24 protein-coding genes are annotated in these 22,936 nt (G+C 48.7%); 15 read left to right on the top strand and 9 right to left on the bottom strand.

Features of this window, described 5'->3' with window-relative positions; genetic code table 11:
• From KDK19_RS06850 to KDK19_RS06835, 4 genes are all read right to left on the bottom strand, one after another.
• Window positions 1-175, bottom strand: a 175-nt coding sequence (locus tag KDK19_RS06850; protein ID WP_257291610.1) for a Maf family protein, incomplete at its 3' end; no start/stop codon positions are given.
• Between the two features lie 5 nt (window positions 176-180).
• Window positions 181-669 (bottom strand): rod shape-determining protein MreD, encoded by a 489-nt coding sequence (gene mreD, locus KDK19_RS06845; RefSeq protein ID WP_257253639.1) that lies wholly within the window; start codon window positions 667-669, stop codon window positions 181-183.
• Entirely contained in the window at window positions 666-1,571 is a 906-nt protein-coding gene (gene mreC, locus KDK19_RS06840) for a rod shape-determining protein MreC (RefSeq protein WP_257253638.1), read from the bottom strand. The genes mreD and mreC overlap by 4 nt, the downstream gene beginning before the upstream one ends.
• A gap of 98 nt (window positions 1,572-1,669) precedes the next feature.
• A complete protein-coding gene (locus KDK19_RS06835; RefSeq protein ID WP_257253637.1) occupies window positions 1,670-2,707 on the bottom strand; it encodes a rod shape-determining protein in 1,038 nt (345 codons plus the stop codon).
• Window positions 2,708-3,181: 474 nt separating this feature from the next.
• Here KDK19_RS06835 and KDK19_RS06830 point away from each other — a divergent pair, with 474 nt between their 5' ends.
• The 4 genes from KDK19_RS06830 to gatB all read left to right on the top strand — a co-directional run bounded on the left by KDK19_RS06830 (window position 3,182) and on the right by gatB (window position 7,475).
• Entirely contained in the window at window positions 3,182-3,871 is a 690-nt protein-coding gene (locus KDK19_RS06830) for a tellurite resistance TerB family protein (protein ID WP_257253636.1), read from the top strand.
• A gap of 219 nt (window positions 3,872-4,090) precedes the next feature.
• Complete coding sequence (gene gatC, locus KDK19_RS06825) at window positions 4,091-4,378, top strand: Asp-tRNA(Asn)/Glu-tRNA(Gln) amidotransferase subunit GatC (RefSeq protein ID WP_257253635.1); 288 nt, start codon at window positions 4,091-4,093, stop codon at window positions 4,376-4,378.
• A 64-nt stretch (window positions 4,379-4,442) separates the two neighbouring features.
• Entirely contained in the window at window positions 4,443-5,894 is a 1,452-nt protein-coding gene (gatA, locus tag KDK19_RS06820) for an Asp-tRNA(Asn)/Glu-tRNA(Gln) amidotransferase subunit GatA (RefSeq protein WP_257253633.1), read from the top strand.
• Window positions 5,895-5,972: 78 nt separating this feature from the next.
• Window positions 5,973-7,475 (top strand): Asp-tRNA(Asn)/Glu-tRNA(Gln) amidotransferase subunit GatB, encoded by a 1,503-nt coding sequence (gene gatB, locus KDK19_RS06815; protein WP_257253632.1) that lies wholly within the window; start codon window positions 5,973-5,975, stop codon window positions 7,473-7,475.
• A gap of 69 nt (window positions 7,476-7,544) precedes the next feature.
• On the opposite strand, the gene KDK19_RS06810 is transcribed toward gatB, so the two are convergent.
• Window positions 7,545-8,600 carry an endonuclease/exonuclease/phosphatase family protein gene (locus KDK19_RS06810; protein WP_257253631.1) on the bottom strand — a complete coding sequence of 352 codons (1,056 nt, stop codon included), beginning with the start codon at window positions 8,598-8,600 and terminating at the stop codon, window positions 7,545-7,547.
• A 127-nt stretch (window positions 8,601-8,727) separates the two neighbouring features.
• Entirely contained in the window at window positions 8,728-9,924 is a 1,197-nt protein-coding gene (locus KDK19_RS06805; RefSeq protein WP_257253630.1) for a hypothetical protein, read from the bottom strand.
• Between the two features lie 469 nt (window positions 9,925-10,393).
• Between KDK19_RS06805 and KDK19_RS06800 the strand changes: the two genes are divergently transcribed.
• Both KDK19_RS06800 and KDK19_RS06795 read left to right on the top strand, forming a co-directional pair.
• On the top strand, window positions 10,394-12,004 hold the full coding sequence (locus KDK19_RS06800; RefSeq protein WP_257253628.1) for an AbgT family transporter: 1,611 nt from the start codon (window positions 10,394-10,396) through the stop codon (window positions 12,002-12,004).
• Window positions 12,005-12,251: 247 nt separating this feature from the next.
• A complete protein-coding gene (locus KDK19_RS06795; RefSeq protein WP_257253626.1) occupies window positions 12,252-12,626 on the top strand; it encodes an STAS domain-containing protein in 375 nt (124 codons plus the stop codon).
• 25 nt (window positions 12,627-12,651) lie between these two features.
• Here KDK19_RS06795 and KDK19_RS06790 read toward each other — a convergent pair whose 3' ends face one another.
• Both KDK19_RS06790 and upp read right to left on the bottom strand, forming a co-directional pair.
• Entirely contained in the window at window positions 12,652-13,911 is a 1,260-nt protein-coding gene (locus KDK19_RS06790) for a uracil-xanthine permease family protein (protein WP_257253625.1), read from the bottom strand.
• A gap of 143 nt (window positions 13,912-14,054) precedes the next feature.
• Window positions 14,055-14,681 carry a uracil phosphoribosyltransferase gene (gene upp, locus KDK19_RS06785; protein ID WP_257253624.1) on the bottom strand — a complete coding sequence of 209 codons (627 nt, stop codon included), beginning with the start codon at window positions 14,679-14,681 and terminating at the stop codon, window positions 14,055-14,057.
• 287 nt (window positions 14,682-14,968) lie between these two features.
• Between upp and KDK19_RS06780 the strand changes: the two genes are divergently transcribed.
• Entirely contained in the window at window positions 14,969-15,526 is a 558-nt protein-coding gene (locus KDK19_RS06780; RefSeq protein ID WP_257253622.1) for a hypoxanthine-guanine phosphoribosyltransferase, read from the top strand.
• A 50-nt stretch (window positions 15,527-15,576) separates the two neighbouring features.
• On the opposite strand, the gene KDK19_RS06775 is transcribed toward KDK19_RS06780, so the two are convergent.
• On the bottom strand, window positions 15,577-17,001 hold the full coding sequence (locus KDK19_RS06775) for a hypothetical protein (protein WP_257253621.1): 1,425 nt from the start codon (window positions 16,999-17,001) through the stop codon (window positions 15,577-15,579).
• 242 nt (window positions 17,002-17,243) lie between these two features.
• Here KDK19_RS06775 and KDK19_RS06770 point away from each other — a divergent pair, with 242 nt between their 5' ends.
• The 8 genes from KDK19_RS06770 to KDK19_RS06735 all read left to right on the top strand — a co-directional run bounded on the left by KDK19_RS06770 (window position 17,244) and on the right by KDK19_RS06735 (window position 22,823).
• Window positions 17,244-17,534 (top strand): PA4642 family protein, encoded by a 291-nt coding sequence (locus KDK19_RS06770; protein WP_257253619.1) that lies wholly within the window; start codon window positions 17,244-17,246, stop codon window positions 17,532-17,534.
• 59 nt (window positions 17,535-17,593) lie between these two features.
• Entirely contained in the window at window positions 17,594-18,043 is a 450-nt protein-coding gene (locus tag KDK19_RS06765) for a rhodanese-like domain-containing protein (protein ID WP_257279796.1), read from the top strand.
• A gap of 159 nt (window positions 18,044-18,202) precedes the next feature.
• Complete coding sequence (locus KDK19_RS06760; protein WP_257253616.1) at window positions 18,203-18,595, top strand: cytochrome b562; 393 nt, start codon at window positions 18,203-18,205, stop codon at window positions 18,593-18,595.
• On the top strand, window positions 18,588-19,082 hold the full coding sequence (locus KDK19_RS06755) for a cytochrome b/b6 domain-containing protein (RefSeq protein WP_257253615.1): 495 nt from the start codon (window positions 18,588-18,590) through the stop codon (window positions 19,080-19,082). Before KDK19_RS06760 ends, KDK19_RS06755 begins: the two co-directional genes overlap by 8 nt.
• Window positions 19,083-19,651: 569 nt before the next feature.
• Window positions 19,652-20,260 carry a DUF2796 domain-containing protein gene (locus tag KDK19_RS06750; protein WP_257253614.1) on the top strand — a complete coding sequence of 203 codons (609 nt, stop codon included), beginning with the start codon at window positions 19,652-19,654 and terminating at the stop codon, window positions 20,258-20,260.
• 1 nt (window position 20,261) lies between these two features.
• The gene (locus tag KDK19_RS06745) at window positions 20,262-21,011 is read left to right on the top strand and encodes an ABC transporter ATP-binding protein (protein ID WP_257253612.1); all 750 of its coding nucleotides are present in this window, start codon (window positions 20,262-20,264) and stop codon (window positions 21,009-21,011) included.
• On the top strand, window positions 21,011-22,273 hold the full coding sequence (locus tag KDK19_RS06740) for an ABC transporter permease (protein WP_257253611.1): 1,263 nt from the start codon (window positions 21,011-21,013) through the stop codon (window positions 22,271-22,273). The genes KDK19_RS06745 and KDK19_RS06740 overlap by 1 nt, the downstream gene beginning before the upstream one ends.
• Before the next feature lie 13 nt (window positions 22,274-22,286).
• Window positions 22,287-22,823 (top strand): DUF3299 domain-containing protein, encoded by a 537-nt coding sequence (locus KDK19_RS06735; protein WP_257253610.1) that lies wholly within the window; start codon window positions 22,287-22,289, stop codon window positions 22,821-22,823.
• The last annotated feature ends 113 nt before the right edge of the window (window positions 22,824-22,936 follow it).

Below are 22,936 nucleotides of genomic sequence, written 5' to 3'. Positions count from 1 at the left end.
TAAGCCGGCGCCAGCCGGCCAGCGCTTTTTCTTCTGCCATTCGGGTAACATAGGCTTCTGGAGCTTCACTCGAGAACGGGGTCTCATCAACCCCGGAATGAATCTGATGAAAGGCAATACCGATCTGTCGGAGAAGTTCCTTCCTGCGCGGTGACTGGGAAGCGAGATAGATCATGATAATCAGGTAACTCTGAAGTTTCTCCTCAGTGCCCCTAAAACAGCAGACACCCAGGGCCAAAATGCGGCGCTGGTCAGTGCCGGTGCCAGATACCAGAGTGTCGGCGGCGTTCTCCCCAGGGCACTGCGAATCCACAAATTCAGCAGTTGATAAAAACCGACGATCACAAACACCATAAAGGCCTGCTGCCACCAGGGGAACATTCTCAAACGACGATGCAGACTCAGTACGATAACGGCCACCAACAACAACCCCATTGAACTCTGACCAAAGGTTGTTCCTACCACAACATCCATCAACAAGCCGGTCAAGAAGGCAAAAAACAACCCAAAACGCTCCGGCAGTGCCAAAACCCAATAAAGAACCACCATAACTACCCAGGATGGCCTGGCAATGGAGATCCATGCTGGCAGAGGTAAAACACTCAGCAGGAAAGCAACCAGCAGGGTAAACCAGACAATCCAATGAGCATTGGCTTTTTGAATACTCATAGACCCTCCTTTTTGTTCGCCTCTGGTGCCAATTCCGATGCTACTTCTTCATTGGAACGGAAGACCAGCAGAACGAACCGGGTTCTGTTGACTTCGGCCATCAGCTGAACCTCAATCTTGGCGAACGCCTCTCCCGGTGTACGCACTATTTTCCTGACTTTTCCCAGAGGGTAGCCCACCGGATAAATCTGTCCCAGACCCGAACTGGTCAAAAGGTCTCCCTCTTTAATATCCACTGTATCGGATATGTGAACCAGCTCCACAGAATCCTTACTGCCCGTGCCAACGGCAATGGCACGATAGCCACTGCGATTGACCTGGACAGGAACCCTGCTGGCGGTATCTGTGACCAGCATTACGCGGCTACTGACCAGACTAACGTCAATTACCTGCCCCATAACCCCATGAGCATCAACAATGGCCTGACCTTTAAATACTCCATCGGTAGACCCTTTATTGATTGTCACGATATGTTCATAGGGGTCTGGATCAACACCAATGATTTCTGCCACCAGAACCTGCTCATCCACCAGCTCGGATGAATTCAGCAATTCCTTCAGGCGAAGGTTCTGAGCAGTCAGTGATGCCAGCTTCTGAACTTTTTGTTCAAGAATCAGGTTACGGGCTTTCAGCCGGGTATTTTCTTCAAGCAGCTCACTTCGGGAAGTTACCAATTCATCGGCCGTGCTAAAAGCTCTGGAGGGCAAATCGGAGATCCACTGCAGAGGGGTAACCGCCATTGTTAGCCAGGAGCGAACAGCAGAGAGATAATGAGAACGGTGGTCAACAAACAGCAACGCGATGGAAATAATCAGCAAAAAAACAAAGCGCGTCGCCAAAGACTGTTGCTGGCTAAATATAGGTTTAATGGCTGGCTCCTGTGATATGCAAGGAGAACTCAATCTATTAATGTTACAAAAATACAGGCTTCACACATAACAACAGGCCAGACGATAACCGTTTGGCCTGTTGTTTGGCTGGAACAACGCCCCACTCATGATCAGTCTGTAGACAGTAAATCCATGCAATGCTTGTCCATCATTTCCAGAGCTCGACCACCACCTCGGGCAACACAGGTCAGTGGGTCTTCAGCCACCAGAACTGGCAAACCGGTCTCTTCACTGATCAGTTTGTCCAGGTCACGCAACAGGGCACCACCACCAGTCAGCACCAGACCTCGCTCGGCAATGTCGGAAGCCAGTTCCGGTGGAGACTGTTCCAACGCACTTTTAACCGCTTGAACAATCGCACTCAGGGATTCCTGCAGGGCATCCAGAATCTCATTGCTGTTCAGGGTAAAGCTACGCGGAATACCTTCAGCAAGATTACGACCACGGACGTCAATTTCCATCAGCTCATCGCTGGGGTAGGCAATCGCAATCTCCTGTTTGATGCGCTCAGCGGTTGAGTCACCAATAAGGCTACCATAGTTTCGGCGAACGTAGGTTACGATCGCATCATCAAAACGGTCTCCGCCCACTCTCACAGATTCGGAATAGACAACACCGCTCAGAGAGATAATGGCGATCTCGGTGGTACCACCGCCAATATCGACCACCATGGAACCACTAGCCTCCTCTACTGGCAAACCGGCTCCAATAGCCGCTGCCATAGGCTCTTCAATCAGATAAACTTCGCGGGCACCAGCGCCCAGAACGGACTCACGAATGGCTCTGCGTTCCACTTTGGTGGACTTGCAGGGAACACAGACCAGCACTCGAGGACTGGGCTGAATAAAACTGTTCTCATGCACTTTATTAATAAAATGCTGAAGCATACGCTCGCAGACATCAAAGTCTGCAATCACACCATCTTTCATGGGCCGGATAGCGGTGATATTGCCCGGAGTTCTTCCCAACATGCGCTTGGCGTCAGCACCAACTGCTACTACGCTCTTCTGTGTTCCCCAGTTTCGAATGGCCACAACCGATGGCTCATTCAGGACTATTCCCTTTTCGCGGACATAGACCAATGTGTTAGCCGTTCCCAAGTCGATCGATAAATCGCTGGAGAACAGACCCCGTAACCTTTTCAGCATTTTCTGTATTACCTTGATTCAAGGCTTTCTTTAAATGCCGCAAACTCTATCAATGCACAGTACTCAGAGCAAGCGACAATTCCACAATCTCTATGGTCCAACACGAGCTATTCAGGGCCAAAATGGAGGATTGCCACATGGCCATTCACCACAGACCATAGGATAACCTAATGCAGTTAGCTTGCGTTCTCAATGGCCGCCATTCATAATTTTGAAATATTATGAAAAATCTTAAGCTTCCGTTTCACTTTTTTTGAACGATCTTAGCTAATCTGGTGTCTCGTTGAAAAATGAGACACTATTCGCATCTCTCATATAAAGCCCGAAACTTAACGCCCTCTTATTGGGTTATTTTGAGAATTTTAATAATCCTTACCCGATACTAACAAACCTTTACTCTGCCTATTCATGCAAACCAGATGAACGGGCGTAAAGTACCCCTCGTTATGAACAGAATCTAAACGGGAGGCCGTTATGGATTTTAAAGGTTTATTTAATCAAGTTCTCAGCTCAGGTTCTTCCCTGATCAGTGAAGGTAAAAGCAAACTGGGGGAAGGACTGAGCACCTCTTCATCAGACAGCGATGGCAGCTCCATATTTTCTGGTCTGGGAAAAGGCGCTTTGACTGGCGGTGCGTTGTCTTTATTCCTTGACTCCAAAAAAGGCAGCACCATGGCAGGCAGAGCAGCCGAAGCGGGTGGTGTGGCAGCTCTGGGAGCATTAGCTCTGAAAACCTACAAGGGCTGGGCCAATCAGTCTGAAGGTGACCAACAAGACTCCAGCGATATGGAACTGATGCCGGAAAATGAGGAGAGACAAAGTCAAGTGATTCTCAAGGCCATGATTGCGGCTGCCAAAGCCGATGGCCACGTGGATGACGCCGAAAGGGAAAGAATTCATAAAGCCTTCGAGTCAATGGGAACCACTTCAGAACTGAATCAATTTGTGCAACAGGAACTGGAAAAACCTCTTGATCCGGTAGAAGTTGCCAATGAAGTGTTCAGCCCTGAAGAAGCCTCTGAGGTCTACCTTGCCTCTCTTCTCGTAGTAGATGAACAAAACACCATGGAAAAAACCTACCTTGAAGAGTTGGGGAGACAGCTGAAACTGGAACCTGGATTAGTTGAGAAACTCGAAGCCCAAGCCCATGTGCAAGCAGCTTGACTCCCTTGAGGAACCACAAAGCGTTGTTATCTTTGTGGTTCCGACCCAAACCTGCTCTTGAAACCCTATCTACAAGAATTAATCTTGACTACACCTTGAGATTCCCCTTCATACCCCATACATTTAGCCTTTATTTCTCACGTCCAGCGCTCTGCTTGCCTCACAAAAGCAGGGAAAGCTGGTTATGACCGCTTCTAAAGCCCGAATTCGGAGATAACCATGGCCGTTGATGCCTCTGAAATTCAGAAGGTTGCCAATTTGGCACGATTATCCATAGATGAAAGCCAGTTAGAGACGACTGCCGATACCATCAATCGCATTCTCGAACTGGTTGACCAGATGCAGATGGTTAAAACCGATCACGTGGAACCCTTAGCTCACCCATTGGATGCCACCCAGCGCCTGCGCAAAGACGTGGTGTCTGAAGAGAATAATCGCGAGCAGCTGCAGAGCTGTGCGCCGGTCGTTGAAGACGGACTGTTCCTGGTTCCAAAAGTGATTGAGTGAGCTGACTTGATGCCAAGCAGCAGCCTCAACCCCTTACCCTGATTTAAAGCGATTACCCAGAATCATGTACGACAAATCACTCTCAGAACAAAGCCGGGCCCTGGCCAACGGCGAACTGTCCAGTCTTGAGCTGACCCAGCTCTACCTTGACCGAATCAAAAAGCTAGACGGCAACTACAACAGCTACATAACAGTGACCGAAGATCTGGCACTGGAACAAGCCAAGGCTGCCGACGAACGTCGTGCAACAGGCGATGCCTCGGCGCTGACCGGTATTCCTCTGGCCCACAAGGATCTATTTTGTACAGAAGGTGTTAAAACGACTTGCGGCTCCAAAATTCTGGACAACTTTATAGCACCTTATGAATCAACGGTTACCCATAAACTCAAGGAAGCCGGTTCTGTCATGCTGGGTAAAACCAACATGGACGAGTTCGCCATGGGTTCCTCCAACGAAAACAGCTACTATGGTGCTGTGAAAAACCCTTGGGATACCCAGGCCATTCCCGGCGGCTCCTCCGGCGGTTCTGCAGTCTGTGTTGCAGCCAGACTGGCAGCCGGCGCTACGGGCACTGACACTGGCGGCTCTATCCGTCAGCCAGCATCTCATTGTGGTATCACGGGTCTTAAGCCTACCTACGGTCGTGTATCCCGTTACGGCATGATTGCTTATGCATCCAGTCTTGATCAGGCAGGTCCAATGACCCGGACTGCCGAAGATGCCGCCCTGATGCTGAATGTAATGGCCGGCTTTGATCACCGTGATTCCACTTGTCTGGATCGTGAAGTACCCGATTACACAGCTCATTTGAATGATTCCCTGGAAGGCCTGACGATTGGTTTACCAAAAGAATATTTTTCAACGGGCCTCGATTCTGAAGTTGAACAACGTGTGCGTGACGCCGTTGCCGAGTATGAAAAGCTGGGTGCGAGGGTCAAAGAAGTCAGCCTGCCTAACCTGGAGCTATCCATTCCTTCTTATTACGTGATTGCTCCGGCTGAAGCTTCCTCAAACCTGTCTCGCTTCGACGGTGCCCGTTTTGGTCACCGATGTGAAAACCCTGAAGACCTGATGGATATGTACAAACGCAGCCGCAGTGAAGGTTTTGGTGAAGAAGTCAAACGTCGTATTTTGGTGGGTACTTACGCGCTGTCTGCAGGTTACTACGATGCCTACTACAAGAAAGCCCAAAAGATTCGTCGCCTGATCCGTGATGACTTTATGAATGCTTTTGAACAGTGTGACATCATCATGGGTCCTAACGCTCCGACTTCTGCCTTCAACATTGGCGAGAAGAGCGACGATCCTATTGCCATGTATCTGTCCGATATTTACACCCTGTCTGTTAATCTTGCGGGCCTGCCCGGCATGTCGGTTCCAGCCGGAATGGCCAACGGCCGTCCAGTCGGTTTGCAGATGATTGGCCGTCACTTTGATGAGTCCCGACTGCTGAACGCCGCCCACCGTTTCCAGCAAGCTACCGACTTTCATAAACAGCTCCCGATTAATAGTTAACAGTACTCAGTAGATTGTGCTTCAGGTTTACCTCCTGAGACACAGTTTGCAGCGGATTAAATTTCGAGGATTTGAAAAGTGTCTCAAACAACTCCGAGCCAACTGAAAACTGATAACTGGCCACTGTCAACGGATCAATGGGAAACCGTTATCGGGCTGGAAATTCACGTTCAGCTTGCCACGAAAACCAAGATTTTCTCCGGCGCTTCTACCGCTTTCGGTGCCGAACCCAACACTCAGGCCTGTGCTGTCGATCTGGGTCTGCCCGGTGTTTTGCCGGTAGTGAACGAAGAAGCCATCAACATGGCCATCAAATTTGGTCTGGGCATTGATGCCGAGATCAACAAAGTTAATGTTTTCGAACGTAAGAACTACTTCTATCCCGATCTGCCAAAAGGCTACCAGACAACTCAGTTGGAGAAGCCCATTGTCGGTGCAGGTCACGTTGAGATTACTCTGAAAGATGGCTCGACCAAAACAGTTCGCATTCATCACGCCCATCTGGAAGAAGATGCAGGCAAGAGTCTGCATGAAGATTACCACGGCATGTCCGGCATCGACCTGAACCGTGCTGGCACACCTCTGATTGAGATTGTAACAGAACCCGACATGCGTAACGCAGAAGAAGCCGTGGCCTTCGCCAAAAAACTGCACTCCATCGTAACCACCCTGGGCATCTGCGATGGTGAAATGTCACAGGGCTCCATGCGCTTTGATGTAAACGTCTCTGTACGTCCAAAGGGCCAGAAAGAACTCGGTACCCGCACTGAAACAAAGAACCTGAACTCCTTCAAATTCATGGAAGCAGCAATCCTGAAAGAAGTGGAACGTCAGATCGACCTGATAGAAGACGGTGGTGACGTCATTCAGGAAACCCGTCTCTACAACGGCGACACCGATGAAGCCCGCTCCATGCGCAGCAAGGAAGAAGCCAACGATTACCGTTACTTCCCCTGCCCCGACCTGCTGCCAGTTCTGATCGAAGACAGCCGTCTGGAAAAGCTCCGTGCTGAAATGCCAGAAATGCCAGATGCTAAAAAAGCCCGCTTTGTCAGTGACTTGGGGCTGAGTGAAGTGGATGCTGAAATTCTGTCAGGCGATCAGGCGACAGCTGCTTTCTTCGAAACTGCTGCGAACATCAGTGGCGATGCCAGACTGGCTTCCAACTGGGTTCTGGGCGAAGTATCCAAGTCCCTGAACGCCAACAGCATTGGCATTTCAGAGAGCCCGGTCACCGCTGACATGCTGGCAGGCCTGATTACCCGCATCAAAGACAACACTATCACTGGCAAGGTCGCCAAGCAGGTCTTTGAGGCCCTGTGGAAAGGCGACGGTAAAAATGCAGATGAAATCATTGAGAAACAAGATCTCAGGAAAGTAACTGACACCGATGCCATTGAATCTATGATCGACGAAGTGCTTGTTGCCAATGCCCAACAAGTCGAAAACTATCGCGCTGCGCCTCCTGAAAAGCGTAGCAAGATGATCGGCTTCTTTGTCGGTCAGGCCATGAGGGCCTCAAAAGGCAAGGCTGACCCGGGTATGGTTAACCAAATGCTCAAGGAGAAGCTGGACGCCTGATAGCCGAATAAAAACCCAAAGAATACCAGCTACCTCGCCCAGGGGGCGGGGGATATTACATTCAAAGACTTAATAATGAGTGAAGTACAAAATACCCTCAACGGGATAATGATCAGACATCACACCTAATCGGCTTCGTGATTGATTGGCCTGGAGAATTGTCATGTAACCACTCACTGGACAGACATGTCTCTTGTCGCAAAGAATATTATCCAGGGTACCCCGGTAAGGGCCCTTCCCCTTGGCCATTTCATTTTCATAGATGTCAAAGGAATACGGTAGAGAGGTCTTGACAAAATCGGCTGCCTGACGACTGACCAGAGTTTCCAGCAGAATTTGAAAATATTCATCCCCTACGGCTTCTCCGTCCTGTCTGCCTGCATCAGAATTGAAGTCTCCCATGTAAATAACCGCTTCATGGCTGGGTATATTCAATTGATTCTTCACTTTCCCAAGATAATCATAATGCTTGACCAGACCTTTGTATTCATTGTCGGCATTATTTTGCACCGTTTGCAAATGGAGACCGAACACATGTAGATTCCCACTACGGGTAGGCACTTTGATATACCAGGCACCGACGGCACACCAGCCCTGATTACCTGCCGGCATAGGAAAGACAAATTCACGCATCTCCAGAATCGGCGCCTTGCTGTAAACCATGACCCCGCCATTGAATAGCCTGCCATACAGCAGCCATTTCCATCCTTCACCCAAAACAGGCGTCATATAATACCCCGCCTCTCTCATGCCCTTATTGACAACATCTCTAAGATACTGATCACCCATTTCCTGAAGTACGACAATGTGATAATCCCTCTTGACCATGTACTGGGTGATTTCTTCAGCCCTGATTTCCGGGTCGTTCATGTCTTGACCACCAAACCACCACATCAAGAACTCGAAAAAGTCATAGGATGTCATCAGGTTCACATTCCAGGTCAATAGTTTAAGAGGCGAACACTGATCAAAGGCATTCAAGGGACAGGTCGTAGGAGGGTTGGTGTATACGGGAATAGGCTCCGTACTTTGTCGTTTTCCAGAAGCACCCGGCAAGGGCGAATCTGCAGCTGCAAAGATACTCACCCCAACAAGGATAGCCAGAAGGGAACTGAACTCTTTCATCAAGCTTGCTCACTGACTGGGAAATCAAATGTACAGGATAGAAGCTATCGGAAAAGACATAGAAGAAAATCGGGGAATACAGATACAGCATTGTAAAAATGGAACTATATGAAAGAGATTAATCCACTCACTCTTTGCTGTTTTTAGCACTCTTCATATCAGTAGCCTGCTTGAAGAATTCAGTGAAACCGTCCTGAATACTCTGAAGCTCTTCATAGATAAATGATTGATTTCTTCCACGATAACCCTCCGTTTTGATCAGCTCTTCCAGATCATCAAAACGTGCCTGCAGATCAATACTGTCACTGATCAGCCTTTTCGCTTGGGCATCTCTTTCCTTACAACCTTCCCAGAACGTCTCACAGAATAGGTTGGTAGATTTAACACTGCTATGAAGCTGCTTCAACTCATTCACATCTTCCTGTTTCGCAGCAACTGCCGGCTGCTCAGGCCACACCCATCCACACATCCAGCTGCCAACCATTCTGGCAGTTTCCTTCATTTTGGGAACTGCGTATTTGCCAACGACGACTGCCAACATCAGTGTCCCACCTATCGAAGCGGTATTTTTGACTACTGGATGGCAGCCTGCTGCATAGAGTGTCGCATAGCCACAGTCGTGAGCCAGAAGGGAAGGCGTGAAATATTGAATATAATGTCCGGGATAACCGGTTTTTGAAAAAACTTCCTGAGCAAAATCAATACAATTAAACCCAATCAATTTATATAAACAACTTTCCTCTTTTTTTTCGCAAGCATCGGTGTATTGCGAGATGTATTTCTCCACCTCCAAAGCCTCTTTCCGGGAAATGAAGAAAGTGACTTTAGGGATATGATCAATACCTTTAAGGTCTTTATAGCTCTCGACTTCATCCAACACGTGCACAGAGTCTTCATAAGAATACAATCCACGAAAAATCTCACTAGATCCATTAACCGATAAGATAGCTCTCTCGGACACACTGCTGGCTGGCTTAACCTCTTGAAAAAGTAAAGAAGTATATGCAGAGTGCTTTTCCAGCTCATCAGACTCTTCTTGCATCTCCAATGGTGAAACTTCTTGTTCAATGGTCACATGAGGCCTGTATGGATAGAGACCACGGGCAATGTTGACGCCTCTTTCTTTGTTTTCAAGCCTGACAAAACTATGGCCATAGTCGAGGTAAACAGTCAGTTTACAGGGAAGGTCTTCCTCCCTTGTCACATTGCGAGTATTGAAAGCTGCCGAACTACCTGATGCGCCCCTTGAATGAGGCGCATTGCCTGTATCCATTGGCCTGGGAGGTTGACCGTCTGTGTGAGATTTATTACGCCCGGCGTTCATGCCCGCACTCCTTACCTACAAAATTACTTCCTAAGTATAATCAAGGCGTTACAGGCTCTGACCATTCATCGACAAGATGACCTTACTCACGATTAGCTGCACTGAGGAAGATTTACTTGCCATGCTCACCTCTAAAAGATCCCCGTCACTGGCATAACAAGGGCATAAGCTTTTCAATTTACTTGACCAACGTCTTTTAAAATAAGATTCAAACCAAATAAAAAATAAATATTTATAACTAAATTTGTAAAAAAATCCTGTTTCAGAGTATCATGCCGGCCGATTTTCTGGGAAATTAGTCCAGCTTATCTTTTTGTCAGGGCCATTTGCCTGACTTATCCGTCGCACTTATTCGCTAAAAGACCACAACCACAACCATTTAACGAATGAGTGTTACTTATGGTCAGGCTGTCAAAACTAAAAGTAAAGACGCTGGCTAAAACCTACTAAAACTGTTTGGAGCGGAAGTATGTCGTACCAGTCCGAAACTCTCCCAACAGGTGATGCAAATAACAGCAACAATAATCGCACCGCCTTTGACCGTTTCCTCGCTACTGTAGAGTGGCTGGGTAACCTGTTACCCCATCCAATCACCCTGTTTGCCCTGTTTGCTGTTGGTATTGTTATCATCAGTGGTATCGCCTCATGGGCAGGTCTGAGTGTTGTTGACCCCCGTCCGGAAGGCGTTGCAGGCCGTGCAGCAGATGGCATGATTCATGTCGTTAACCTGCTGACAGGTGATGGTCTGCGAATGATTGTGACCAAGCTGGTCACCAATTTCACCGGCTTTGCGCCTCTGGGCACCGTGCTGGTAGCGCTCATGGGCGTGGCTATCGCAGAACACTCCGGATTGCTCAGTGCACTGGTTCGCTCACTGGTGATGAAGGCATCCCGTAACACCGTAACCATGATCGTTGTGTTTGCCGGTATTCTGTCCAATACTGCTTCTGAGCTGGGCTACGTGGTTGTTATTCCTCTGGCGGCGATGATCTTCCACTCGCTGGGAAGACACCCTCTGGCCGGTCTGGCTGCCGCTTTTGCCGGTGTTTCCGGTGGCTATAGCGCCAACCTGCTGCTGGGTACCGTTGACCCACTGCTGTCCGGCATCACTGAAACTGCCGCCAGAATGATTGACCCGGCTTATGTCGTAGGTCCTGAAGCTAACTGGTACTTCATGTCTGTCAGTGTCTTCCTGATCACCTTCGTGGGTACCTGGGTCACTAATAAGATCATTGAGCCTCGTTTGGGCCAGTATAACGAATCGGAAGCTTCTGTTGATCTTTCTGAAGACAAAATGGAAGAAGTCACTGACCTTGAGAGGCGCGGCCTGAAACGGGCCGGACTGGCATTGCTGGTCTTGGTGGGTGTGATGGCTCTGACCATTGTTCCAGAGTGGGGCGTACTCAGACACCCTGAAACAGGTGCTGTTGCAGGCTCTCCATTCCTGAAGGGCATTGTTGCCATGATTCTGATCTTCTTTGCGATTCCTGGCTTTGTCTACGGTAAAACAGTAGGCACCGTCAAGAATGACAGAGACGTGATCGACTGCATGTCCAAGAGCATGAGCACCATGGGCATGTACATTGTCCTGGTATTCTTTGCTGCTCAGTTTGTCGCTTTCTTCGGCATGACCAACCTGGGAACCATCTTTGCGGTGCTGGGTGCCGAGTTCCTCCAGAACATCGGCCTGACCGGACCACTGCTGTTCGTCGTCTTCATTCTGATGTGTGGTTTTGTGAACCTGATGATTGGCTCCGCTTCTGCCCAGTGGGCCGTTACTGCACCCATCTTTGTGCCAATGTTGATGCTGGTGGGCTACGCTCCTGAAGTCATTCAAGCCGCATACCGTATCGGTGACTCAGTCACCAATATCATCACGCCAATGATGAGTTACTTTGGCCTGATCGTTGCGTTTGCTTCACGCTATAAGAAAGACCTCGGCATTGGCACCCTGATCTCCATGATGCTGCCTTACTCCATGTTCTTCGTGATTGGCTGGAGTGTATTGTTCTTCGTCTGGGTCTTTGTAATGGGCCTGCCGGTTGGACCTGGCTCAGCGACTTTCTACAGCGCTGGCTAGCCCTCTGATATGACATTTAAAAAGGGGTGATAGTGCACCCCTTTTTATTGCTCAAAATTCATTGAGAAAAGTCAGCAGATCTAAAACCTGCTGCCCCACTGGAATAGCCACACCCACCAAAAGACCTACCAGCAAAACCTGCTCATCTGAAATTGTCAGCAATACTGTCAAGCTTGTTATACCACTTCCTGCCAATAGGTCTTAGGATATCCTCCAACAAAACAGCCATTTTTAAAGGAGTAATACTATGGCTTTATCCATCAATCTGGAAGATCACTACAATTACACCCTGCTGGAAGTAGAAGGTAAAGTGGACGCCGTTACCTCACAAATGCTCGATCGCGCTATCGAAGCCGCCACCTTTGAGGGTAATCGTCATCTGATCCTGGACTGCTCACAGCTATTCAGTATCAGCAGTGAAGGCCTGAGAGTATTACTCAACACTCGAAATACATTAACACTGCTTCACAGCCTCACGCTTTGCAATGTTTCAAGACCTATTCGATCATTGCTGGATCTGACGGGTGTCTCCCGATACATCGCTATTGCCAATGATCTGGATGAAGCTGAATCCATGCTATTTGAATCTGATGCCGAGCTGGACAGAATCAATGTAAAATAAGCTTGTCCGGCAGGAACACTTGAATTCAGACATCTGAAGACTGAAACTTATCTTCCTTGTCGGCATGAGGCAGTATCGCATTCAGTAAAACGGCAGTGATGGCACAGAGGCTGACCCCTTTCAGAGTGAACCCATCAAACGACAAAGCCAGATTACCAATACCAAACACCAGAACAACTGAGACAATCACCAGATTGCGAGGTTTACCCAGATCCACCTGAGCCTTGATCATGGTACTCAGGCCGACAACGGCAATAGAACCGAACAGCAACATCATGATTCCTCCCATCACCGGCGTTGGAATCGTAGCCAGAAAGCCACCGATTTTGCTGATAAACGCCACTGCAATGGCTATAACTGCAGCCCAAGTCATGATTTTAGGGTTGAAAGCTTTTGTCAGCATGACCGCACCGGTGACTTCTGAATAGGTAGTATTGGGAGGGCCACCCAACATTGCAGCAGCAGAAGTAGCAAAACCATCGCCCATCAGGGTATTTTTCAGACCGGGCTTTTCCAGGTATTTCTTTCCGGTAACCGAACTGATCGCCAGCATATCGCCAATATGTTCAATGGCTGGAGCAATAGCCACCGGCACCATAAACAGGATGGCATTCCAGTTAAACTCCGGGGCTGTGAACGCGGGAATAGCAAACCATGGACGATCAATGACCGGCTGAAAATCGACAACTCCCATAAACAACGCAACAATATAGCCAGCACCGATTCCACACAAAACCGGAATCAGTTTAAAGATACCACCGGCCATAGTGGAAATGGCCAGTGTTGCCACCAGAGTGACGCCCGCCAGCAACAGAGAGGTACTGTCGTCAATCGAGGAACTGTCACCGCCACTGGCCATATCAACGGCAACTGGCGCCAGCCCAAGACCAATGACCATGATCACCGGCCCCACTACCACTGGCGGAAACAGTCGATAAAGGATACCGCTGCCCCTAAGGCGAATGATGAAGCTGAGCACTACATAAAACAGGCCCGCTGCCACCATACCACCCAGGGTTGCAGGCAGCCCCCAACTTTGAACACTAAAGGTAATGGGCGCAATAAAGGCAAAAGAAGAGGCCAGAAAAATAGGCACCTGTCGCTTGGTACACAACTGGAATATCAGAGTACCAATACCCGCGGTAAAGAAAGCAACATTGGGGTCCAGCCCTGTCAACAAGGGCACCAGTACCAGAGCACCGAAGGCGACAAACAGCATCTGTCCCCCCATCAGGATCTGCCGCCATGCCGGCATCCTATCATCTGACAGGTTTATATCAGTCATAATTAGCCTCTTATAAATTGAAACTCACACAGAATCCGAAGCCTCTGAAGAAAGCCCGGATCATTACGACGGAAAAATAAACGACAAGGAATTTTTATCTTAACTACTGATTACTTACTGCATCCCTGAAAGCTTTCTCAGCACTATTTGGTTCCGAAGATTTTATCTCCGGCATCACCCAGACCCGGCATGATATAGCCATGCTCATTCAGACAATCATCCACTGACGCAGTAAAGAGAGTGACATCCGGATGTGCTGCAAGCACTTTCTCGATACCTTCCGGAGCCGCTACCAGCACCAGACAGCGAATTTCCCTACAGCCAGCTTTCTTGAGCATATCGATAGTAGCAATCATAGAACCACCGGTAGCCAGCATAGGGTCCAGCACCAGGGCAATGCGCTCATCGATGTCCTTAACCAGCTTTTCGAAGTAAGGAACCGGCTCAAGAGTTTCTTCATCCCGATAGAGACCTACGACACTGACCCGGGCACTCGGCACCAGATCAAGCACTCCGTCCATCATACCCAGACCTGCTCTGAGGATGGGTACAATAGTGATTTTCTTACCTTTGATCTGTTTGACAGTGACGTCTCCGGCCCAGCCATGAATCACATGATCTTCCAGCTCAAAGTCTTTGGTCGCTTCATAAGTCAGCATCGACCCCACTTCATTAGCCAGTGTCCGAAACCCTTTTGTACTGATACCCTTGGTGCGCAAAATGCCCAGCTTGTGCTGTACCAGAGGGTGCTTGATTTCACGTACACTCATGTCAGTTACCGATGCCTTCCAGTTAATACTGAATCTACCCACTTCACGGGCATAAACGGTCCTATTTTTACACAGCCTCTGCGACCCCACCTACAAGTTTTTCTCACACCCAACCAGAGTGAAGCTATAACTTGCTGTTCACATCTAATCTAGGTATCGTTGCCCTCTTTTTTAGACGGTTCAACTTTTGTCTACACTGCCTCGAATCTTGTCCACCAAAAAGGTCTGGAGAAGCCAGTCGTTAGCCAATGACCCGTTACCAGTAATTACCACGAGGTTCCCATCCTATGTCTGTTGATCTCGACCATATACAGCAAGTCCTCGACGAGGCAGACTGCCTTTACAATGAACAACAGATAGAAGAAGCCATCAAGAACATGGGCAGCGCTATTACTGAACAGCTGTCCAGCAGTAATCCACTGGTTTACTGCGTAATGAATGGTGGCATGGTCATTACTGGAAAGCTGCTGACCCACCTGCAGTTCCCCCTGGAAGCCTCATACGTGCACGCCACACGCTACCGTGATCAATTAACCGGTGGCCACCTGGACTGGAAAGTTCGCCCTTCACAGGACATGAAAGGCAGAACGATTCTGATCGTTGATGACATTCTTGACGAGGGTCACACTCTGGACGCTATTGTCGACTTCTGCAAGGAACAGGGTGCAGAGCAGGTTCTGACTGCTGTTCTGGTTGACAAGCTGCACGACCGAAAAGCACGCTCCGGCCTCAAGGCAGACTTCTGCGGTCTTGAAATTGAAGATCGTTATATTTTTGGTTACGGACTGGATTATCAGGGTTACTGGCGGAATGCCAACGGCATTTTTGCTTTGAAGGGTCACTGATCACTGAGTCAACTGAACCAGTTTACCTGGAAACCTGACAGCAAACTGGTTCAACGATTTTTAATTCCGGTAGAGTTCATTCTTCCCTGCAGACTTTTCTTGAGCGCCGCACGCTCCCGTTCAACGTCCTTAGGAACGGCCTTGCGCTCTTCAAGCACTTCCTTCTCTTGATGTTTCCGCCCCCTGCTAATTTCATCTATCTCTTTTTTAAAATCCTTTCCCTGACTGGCCTCAGCCTTAATATAAATAGCAGCGGAGTATTCTCGCTTTAGCGCAGCCCTGTCACTGGAATAAGCCTTAACCTTGCCTTCAAGAACCTTTAACTCTCCTTCAAACTTATCTCTCTGCTTACTGAGTGAGGCCACCACTCGCTTTTTGACCGACTGTTTCTGCTCTGGAGTCAATGACTTGTTGTCATTAATTTCAGCAAGCCGCTGTCGGGCCATGTTATTGATCGTCTTAAGCTTGTCTTTCAAAGCCGGGATCTCAAAGTCCCTCCTATGCTGATGCTCCCTTTTCTGGACAGCCAGCTCTTCTTTTTTATCCACTACGGCTTTGCTCAATTTTGTTATTTCTGCCCGGTACTCATTATATTTCTGACTAACTTTCTTATTAGCCTTCTGCTGAATGCCCTGCATCTGGCGGTCGAGTTGTTGATGGCGGAACTCAATTTTCTCCGATGCCGCGGAATCAACCCTTAGCTTCAGGGATCGACTTAGCTCCCTGATTTCCCCTTTCAGCTCGGCTCTCTTGTCTTGTGTACTTCTTAACTCTCTTACATCAGAGTCGTAACTCTGGAAACCGGCATCATTATTGAATGCGTCTCTGAAATTGTTCAACATTTCCTTTCGTTCATTAAAAAGTTGTGCCTTGGAAAAGTCGTAGGTTTTTCCATCCGGGGCCGGAAACTTACCCTCTTTAGGAGGGGCTTCCCTCTTGTCATAAAGTTCCAGTGATTTGGCGTACTTTTGATCAAAATCCACCAGTTTTTTCTCAAGGGCATTGGCTTTTCCTTTGAGCTCGGCCAATTGCTCTACCTTGTCATTTCTGGTGGTAAGATCCTGCTTCAAACTTTTATTGCGAACACCATCAATCAATTCCCGTGGCACAGGCTTCCAGTTTTCGTGCTTGAAGAAACGCTTCAACTCTCCATAAACATGAGCCACCTTTTGCTTCAGGACTCGTTTGACATTGACCTTATCCGGGCTGGCAGTGCCTGATGACTCTTTTTCTAAGTGCTTTTTACCCTCTACTGCTTCGCCCTTGCGTTCATGGAGTGAAGTGTCCGGAGGAACTGACTGCTGCAACTCGCTATGCAATGGTGGAGAGGGAGGCAAATAGTTCGGATGATTACGCACTTCGACACTGCGATTCAGGCCTTGGGCTTTTGGACCAGCTTTCTCTATAACCTCATGAGAACCCTGCTGACCCGTCTGTATCGGACTTTGCCCCCCTACTGAACCTGTTACTGACATCCCTGCTTCCTCTTAAATCTTTCAGTCTATTCCTTTATATATTTAAGTATCATCCATAGTTGAGATGCTTATTCGAAGAATTTATATCATTTCGGAATAATTCAGTGCACCTGACCCGCTATAAATGCCTTATCCGCCACATTTCCGACAATCCTGATAAAAGCATTGAGATATAGGTTCCTGAAAGTTTAAAACCCATCGTGTACAATGCCGTCAAATTGTCAAAGCTATCGGGTATAACAATGAAAAAAGACAAACAGAAAGTCATTGGCGAAGAACTGAGTGATGAACGAATCAAAGAGCTGCTTACCCTTGAGCCACCTGCCGGAGTGGACCGAGCCTTACACATTCTGACCCGTGCTTATCGTGCACTTCGGGCCGGAGACTTCGAACGATTCCTGCACTTTTACTCGGAAACAGGTCTGGAGATAAACCCTGTCACACCAGAGGGTCGCACGTTTCTGTCGGTCCTGGAAACACATCATCACGCCTCACCCTATATCCAGGCTTTAAAGAACTTCGGAGCCAGCTAACACACACTTCTGAACGACCATCTATACTCTGGGCTTTAGCAGTAAAATGGAGAAGCCCCATGTTAGGTAGATGGTTCAGATGCCCTCTTGTGCTGGCTAGCACTATGATCCTGTTGAGCACCACATTGGTAGCATCAGAGAACACGGCTGTGGAAGACAAGCTCTCGACTTACAGTAAGGACTACCCAGCCATTTCATACCCCAACCTGCGAAAAGCAATGGATGCTGGAGAAGTGTTTGTGCTGGATACCAACAGGGCTGATACCTTCATCAAGGGTCATCTGCCAGGCGCCTACTCACTGGCAGACAAAACCACACTGGAGAGCCGACTCCCTACCCTAAAAAATTACCCCATTGTTGTTTATTGTGGTGGCCCACAGTGCACGTCCTGGTTTGCCGGTGCTGACTTTGCTGCGGCCCGGGGTTATACCAACATCATGCACTTCAAAGGGGGCCTGAAAGACTGGCAAGAGCAGGGGGACAATCTGGCAACAGGAAAAGCAAACTAATTTTATGCCAGTAAAAAATGTACGGAAATAGATAGATCTTTTTATGACATGCCATTAATTGACAGTGCCCTTAAATCGAAAAGTTTACACAACTGTCCTTCTTATTTCTCGCCAGAATCATTATGATGCCCGAGTGAAATATTTATACGGAAAGTTTCGATGAAATCGCTTGCCAAAGCCCTCTTTATACCACTGGTACTGTCCGCTTTATTCATGGCATCAATGCCTGCTTCTGCACATCACGCAGGTCATTCCGACCAGCTGAACGCTGAGATGAAAAAAATGGGCTTCAATTTCAAACGCTCTGGCTCAGCTAAAACCATTGAAGACATGCAAAGCTATGTAACTGAATTCCGTGAACAAGCAGAAAACGCCAGAGAGACCGGCTACTCTGACGCGCCTGAGGCATTCCAGAAAGGTATTGATCAACTGCTGACCGGTCTGGCAGGTGTTCAGGCAGCCCTCGATCAAAAAGATCTGGATCTGGCCAAACAAAGAATGAAAAAACTGAATGATATCAGAAAGAAATACCATCGAGAGTTCAATGTCTGAAAGGTTTCGATGGCCACGTGCCGTTCAGTTGATTCACTGGACGGTTGCAGCGCTCTTTTTCAGTAACTATTTCCTGGTTGAAGGGGGGGAACAGTACCATGAATATTCTGGCTGGATCATCCTTGCCCTGATAGGACTCAGACTATTCTATGGCTTGACTTTCGCCCCCGCACCCGCTCGCATTGAAGACATCAAACCCTCGTTCTCGGGCATCAAGCGTCACCTTCATGAGCTGAAAACCCAACAGCGGGGAGAAAATGGCCACAACCCGATGGGCGCTATTGCAGTCTGGCTGATGTGGATTATCCTGGCTCTGGCTGCGGTTACCGGGTGGCTGCAGGATACCGACTTCGGCTTTGAGCACGGTGTCTACGAATGGCACTCCATGCTAGTGAATGGCCTTTACTACTTTGTTGGCGTGCACTTACTGGCAGTACTGATTACTTCCTGGCTAACTCGTCGCAATCTGATTAAAACCATGCTCTAATTCGAAAAACTCATATCAAGGCGCACGGTAAACAGTTCGGTTAAACGCAAATGACTGCGTTTTATAGCATTGCTTTTTGTTAGCGCTTTAGAGAATAATTCGGGCAATGATGACACAGGTCTCGACAACACGACTGAATGCTAACCATAAGCCTTATAAACACTGCCCACAGAAACAGACCGAATCTTCTTCGATTCTGTCTGGTTTCTGTCGTTTATTTATTAGTTGTCCAATATTCCGTCAGTCACACACACAATACCCATAAAGACTTCAGCTCAAACTATCAGAGTCTATTCCAGCAACTCTCTCTGAATGATCATGCCGATCACTGGCATTGGGACCAGCATCACTCAGCAGGCTGTCAGCTAACAGCCCAGGCGCCTCCGTCTCTGGGCCTGTGTACTGTAGAAAGCAGGTTGTTCGTTCCCTACAACGTTGTAGAAAGAACCCGTTCCGTTTCTTGGGAAACCCCCACCAAAAGACTGACCCGAGCCCCGCCGGCCTTTATCTGATGTCACCAATCAACCAAAAAACCTATTTTTCAGATAAATAATCCGACGAGTGACTTTATGCACACTTTTACCAAACTGGCTGCCGGTATTGCCTGCGGAGTTCTGTCCCTGACTGTTTCTGCCGCTGACGGAGAGCAGCGCCACGTTGACGCTCATGTTCACGGACAGGGTGAACTCAACTTTGCAGTCGAAGGCTCAGAAGTCCACCTGGAACTTACAATGCCTGCCAACGATGTATTGGGCTTCGAGACTGTTACTACCGATAAACAACGCCACCAGCTCCATGAGGCTTTAAAAAAACTGGAAGCTGCCAACCTCTGGAGCATGACCCCTGCCGCCTCCTGCAAACTGGTCAGCGCCAGGGCGGCAACAAGCTCTGCTGATCGCCAGCATGATGATCATGACGAGCATGTATCTCACGATCATCACGATGAGCATGCATCTCACGATCATCATGATGAACATGGTCACAAAGGGCATAGCGGGCATATGGACATTTCAGCCACCTACGTCTTTGAGTGTGGCAATCCCGGTCAGCTAAACATCATCAACACCTCAATCTTCGAAGTGTTCGAGCGCAGTAAATCCTTAAGTGTTCAGGGCTTTACCCAGAAAGGTCAGACGGCTGCCGAAATGACCAAAAGCAACCCAGAGGTTCGCTTCTAAAATGACTGACTCCCGCTCCCACGTTATTGAACTCAATGCTATTGAGTTCAGCTGGAAAGCAGGAATACCTGTTCTGGATATTCCTGAACTGACTGTATTCAGAGGTGAAAAGGCTTTTGTCAGAGGCCCTTCGGGCTCCGGTAAAACCACTTTATTGGGACTGCTCGGCGGCGTCATTACAGCGGAGCGGGGACAGGTTAAAGTACTAGAAAACGACATAAGTCGTTTTTCACCGGTACAGCGCGATCTCTTCCGCGCTGATCATATTGGCTTTATCTTCCAGATGTTCAATCTGATCCCCTATCTCTCTGTGATTGAGAACGTTACTCTGCCTCTGAGTTTTGCCAAACAGCGCAAAAGCAATCTCGCCAGTATGGCTGACAGTGAACAGGATGAAGCAAGACGTCTTCTCAGGCATCTGGAACTGGACGAATCCTTACTCCATCGTCCGGTCACTGAACTGAGCATTGGACAGCAGCAGCGTGTAGCGGCTGCCAGAGCTTTAATTGGCAAGCCTGACCTGATCATTGCCGACGAGCCCACATCAGCCCTGGACACGGACACCCGGGAAGCGTTCATCAATCTGCTGTTCGCAGAATGTGAAGCAGCGGGGAACACTCTGTTGTTTGTCAGCCACGATCAGAGCCTTGAATCGTTATTTGATCGCAGCATAGTGCTTAATGAAATCAACCGGGCCAGTCAGCCTCCATCGCCTGCCTCTCCCACCAGCAAAGCAATAGAGGTGGACTGATGTCGATTTTAGGCCTGGCTTTGAAGAGTCTTAAAAACCGAAAAACAACCGCCCTGCTGACGATATTCTCTATTGCTGTCAGCGTAGCTCTGCTAGTGGGCGTTGAACGTATAAGGGTCGAAGCTAAAAACAGCTTTACCAACACCGTTTCAGGTACCGATTTGATCGTGGGTGCAAGAAGCAGCTCCATAAATCTTCTGTTGTATTCTGTTTTCCACGTTGGCAATGCCACCAACAATATCACCTGGCAGACTTATCAGGATCTGACGTCTGACCCTAACGTTGCCTGGTCTGTTCCCATTTCTCTGGGCGATTCCCATCGCGGCTATCGGGTTGTAGGTACAACCCATGACATGTTTAATCATTTTCGATACGGTGATGACGAATCACTGCAATTGTCCAGGGGTCAGCCTTTCAAGGCCTTGTACGACGCTGTTCTTGGAGCTGAAGTCGCTGCCAGCCTTGGCTATGAGATCGGTGACAACCTTGTTCTGAGCCACGGCGTGGAAAGTAAGAGCCTGCTGTCACACGACGACAAACCTTTCACGGTTTCAGGCATTCTCAAACCAACAGGCACTCCCACGGACAGGATAATTATGATCTCCCTTGAGGGGATCGAAGCCCTCCACATCGACTGGGTAAGCGGTGCCCCACCCATTGCCGCATTCTCGGTTTCCGCAGATCAGACGCTGGCTATGGATCTTCAGCCTGCCAGTGTTACCGCCTATTTTGTCGGCCTGAAATCCCGTATTGGCGCTTTCCGCTACCAGAGGAAAGTGAATGAATACCGTCAGGAAGCCATGACTGCCATTCTGCCCGGCGTTGCCCTCCAGGAGCTCTGGCAACTGGTGAGCACCGCAGAAAAAGCACTCCTGGTCGTTTCCGTCATGGTAGTACTGGCTGGTCTGATGGGCATGCTCACTACGATCCTCTCTTCTCTGAATGAAAGGCGACGTGAGATGGCCATTCTTCGCTCTGCAGGGGCAAGACCCATCCATATCTTCACCCTGATGATTACTGAATCTGTCATTTATGCAGTAGCCGGAACCCTGCTAGGCTTCCTTATACTGTATGGACTGCTGCTCGCCATTCAGCCTGTTGTTCAACAAGTTCTGGGGCTGCACCTGGCCATCAGTGCACCTGGGATCTTTGAATGGTCTCTGGCTGGAATAATCATTTCCTGTGCCATTGTTCTGGGCATGATCCCAGCCTGGCGCGCCTATAAAAACTCACTTGCTGATGGTCTGACCATAAGAGTCTAAAAAGGAAATCGTCATGAAAACAGGAAAATCCCTTATACTGACGACACTGCTCACCTTGCTGCCAGCAGTCGCCGTTCAGGCCAAGCCGGTGGAAAAGCCAACAACCAAAGCAGACGCCATAGAAATCACCTGGGACGAGCTGATGCCTGCACCGGATCAGCAAGTCATTAACAATTACCAGGCCGGAGAAATGGGGAGAGATGAGGTCATCGCTTACCTGGATAAGCTGGGCCAGACGCCGGTTGTAAAGCTGGACAAGCGCACGGTAAAAATCCCGGGATACCTCGTGCCACTGAACCTGGATAAAGATCAAAGAGCGACAGAGTTGTTGCTGGTACCAACAATGGGTGCCTGCATCCACGTACCGCCACCACCACCTAATCAGACCGTTTATGTGAAATTCAAAGAAGGCAAAGGGGGTATCAAAGTCGAGGAGGCAGGCTACACCCCATACTGGCTGGTAGGTACTTTGCGTGTCGAGACCACTCAGTCCGAGTATACAGAGACCCTGTATTCCATAACTGTTGACTCGCTGGAAGTCTACAAATAAGACAACCTGTTTCGGTTAAGAACCCCCTGTTTAGAAAAACAACAGCGGTTCTTAACCACTAGCAGCCTGTCAGACTTAAGCGTCCGTAGCGAGGATTGCAAGAAATTGAGGAT

Origin of the sequence: Endozoicomonas sp. ONNA1 (genome assembly GCF_024606325.1) — a bacterium.
Classification (GTDB): Bacteria; Pseudomonadota; Gammaproteobacteria; order Pseudomonadales; family Endozoicomonadaceae; genus Endozoicomonas_A.
Note: the sequence above shows the minus strand (reverse complement) of the source record. Positions and strands in the feature narration are given on the sequence as shown.

Bases quoted from the DNA above. Each gene is read 5' to 3' on its own strand.
- mreD (WP_257253639.1), bottom strand. From the start codon at position 669: ATGAGTATTCAAAAAGCCAATGCTCATTGGATTGTCTGGTTTACCCTG.
- KDK19_RS06835 (WP_257253637.1), bottom strand. From the start codon at position 2,707: ATGCTGAAAAGGTTACGGGGTCTGTTCTCCAGCGATTTATCGATCGAC.
- KDK19_RS06830 (WP_257253636.1), top strand. From the start codon at position 3,182: ATGGATTTTAAAGGTTTATTTAATCAAGTTCTCAGCTCAGGTTCTTCC.
- gatC (WP_257253635.1), top strand. From the start codon at position 4,091: ATGGCCGTTGATGCCTCTGAAATTCAGAAGGTTGCCAATTTGGCACGA.
- gatA (WP_257253633.1), top strand. From the start codon at position 4,443: ATGTACGACAAATCACTCTCAGAACAAAGCCGGGCCCTGGCCAACGGC.
- KDK19_RS06810 (WP_257253631.1), bottom strand. From the start codon at position 8,600: ATGAAAGAGTTCAGTTCCCTTCTGGCTATCCTTGTTGGGGTGAGTATC.
- KDK19_RS06805 (WP_257253630.1), bottom strand. From the start codon at position 9,924: ATGAACGCCGGGCGTAATAAATCTCACACAGACGGTCAACCTCCCAGG.
- KDK19_RS06800 (WP_257253628.1), top strand. From the start codon at position 10,394: ATGTCGTACCAGTCCGAAACTCTCCCAACAGGTGATGCAAATAACAGC.
- KDK19_RS06795 (WP_257253626.1), top strand. From the start codon at position 12,252: ATGGCTTTATCCATCAATCTGGAAGATCACTACAATTACACCCTGCTG.
- KDK19_RS06790 (WP_257253625.1), bottom strand. From the start codon at position 13,911: ATGACTGATATAAACCTGTCAGATGATAGGATGCCGGCATGGCGGCAG.
- upp (WP_257253624.1), bottom strand. From the start codon at position 14,681: ATGAGTGTACGTGAAATCAAGCACCCTCTGGTACAGCACAAGCTGGGC.
- KDK19_RS06780 (WP_257253622.1), top strand. From the start codon at position 14,969: ATGTCTGTTGATCTCGACCATATACAGCAAGTCCTCGACGAGGCAGAC.
- KDK19_RS06775 (WP_257253621.1), bottom strand. From the start codon at position 17,001: ATGTCAGTAACAGGTTCAGTAGGGGGGCAAAGTCCGATACAGACGGGT.
- KDK19_RS06770 (WP_257253619.1), top strand. From the start codon at position 17,244: ATGAAAAAAGACAAACAGAAAGTCATTGGCGAAGAACTGAGTGATGAA.
- KDK19_RS06765 (WP_257279796.1), top strand. From the start codon at position 17,594: ATGTTAGGTAGATGGTTCAGATGCCCTCTTGTGCTGGCTAGCACTATG.
- KDK19_RS06760 (WP_257253616.1), top strand. From the start codon at position 18,203: ATGAAATCGCTTGCCAAAGCCCTCTTTATACCACTGGTACTGTCCGCT.
- KDK19_RS06755 (WP_257253615.1), top strand. From the start codon at position 18,588: ATGTCTGAAAGGTTTCGATGGCCACGTGCCGTTCAGTTGATTCACTGG.
- KDK19_RS06750 (WP_257253614.1), top strand. From the start codon at position 19,652: ATGCACACTTTTACCAAACTGGCTGCCGGTATTGCCTGCGGAGTTCTG.
- KDK19_RS06745 (WP_257253612.1), top strand. From the start codon at position 20,262: ATGACTGACTCCCGCTCCCACGTTATTGAACTCAATGCTATTGAGTTC.
- KDK19_RS06740 (WP_257253611.1), top strand. From the start codon at position 21,011: ATGTCGATTTTAGGCCTGGCTTTGAAGAGTCTTAAAAACCGAAAAACA.
- KDK19_RS06735 (WP_257253610.1), top strand. From the start codon at position 22,287: ATGAAAACAGGAAAATCCCTTATACTGACGACACTGCTCACCTTGCTG.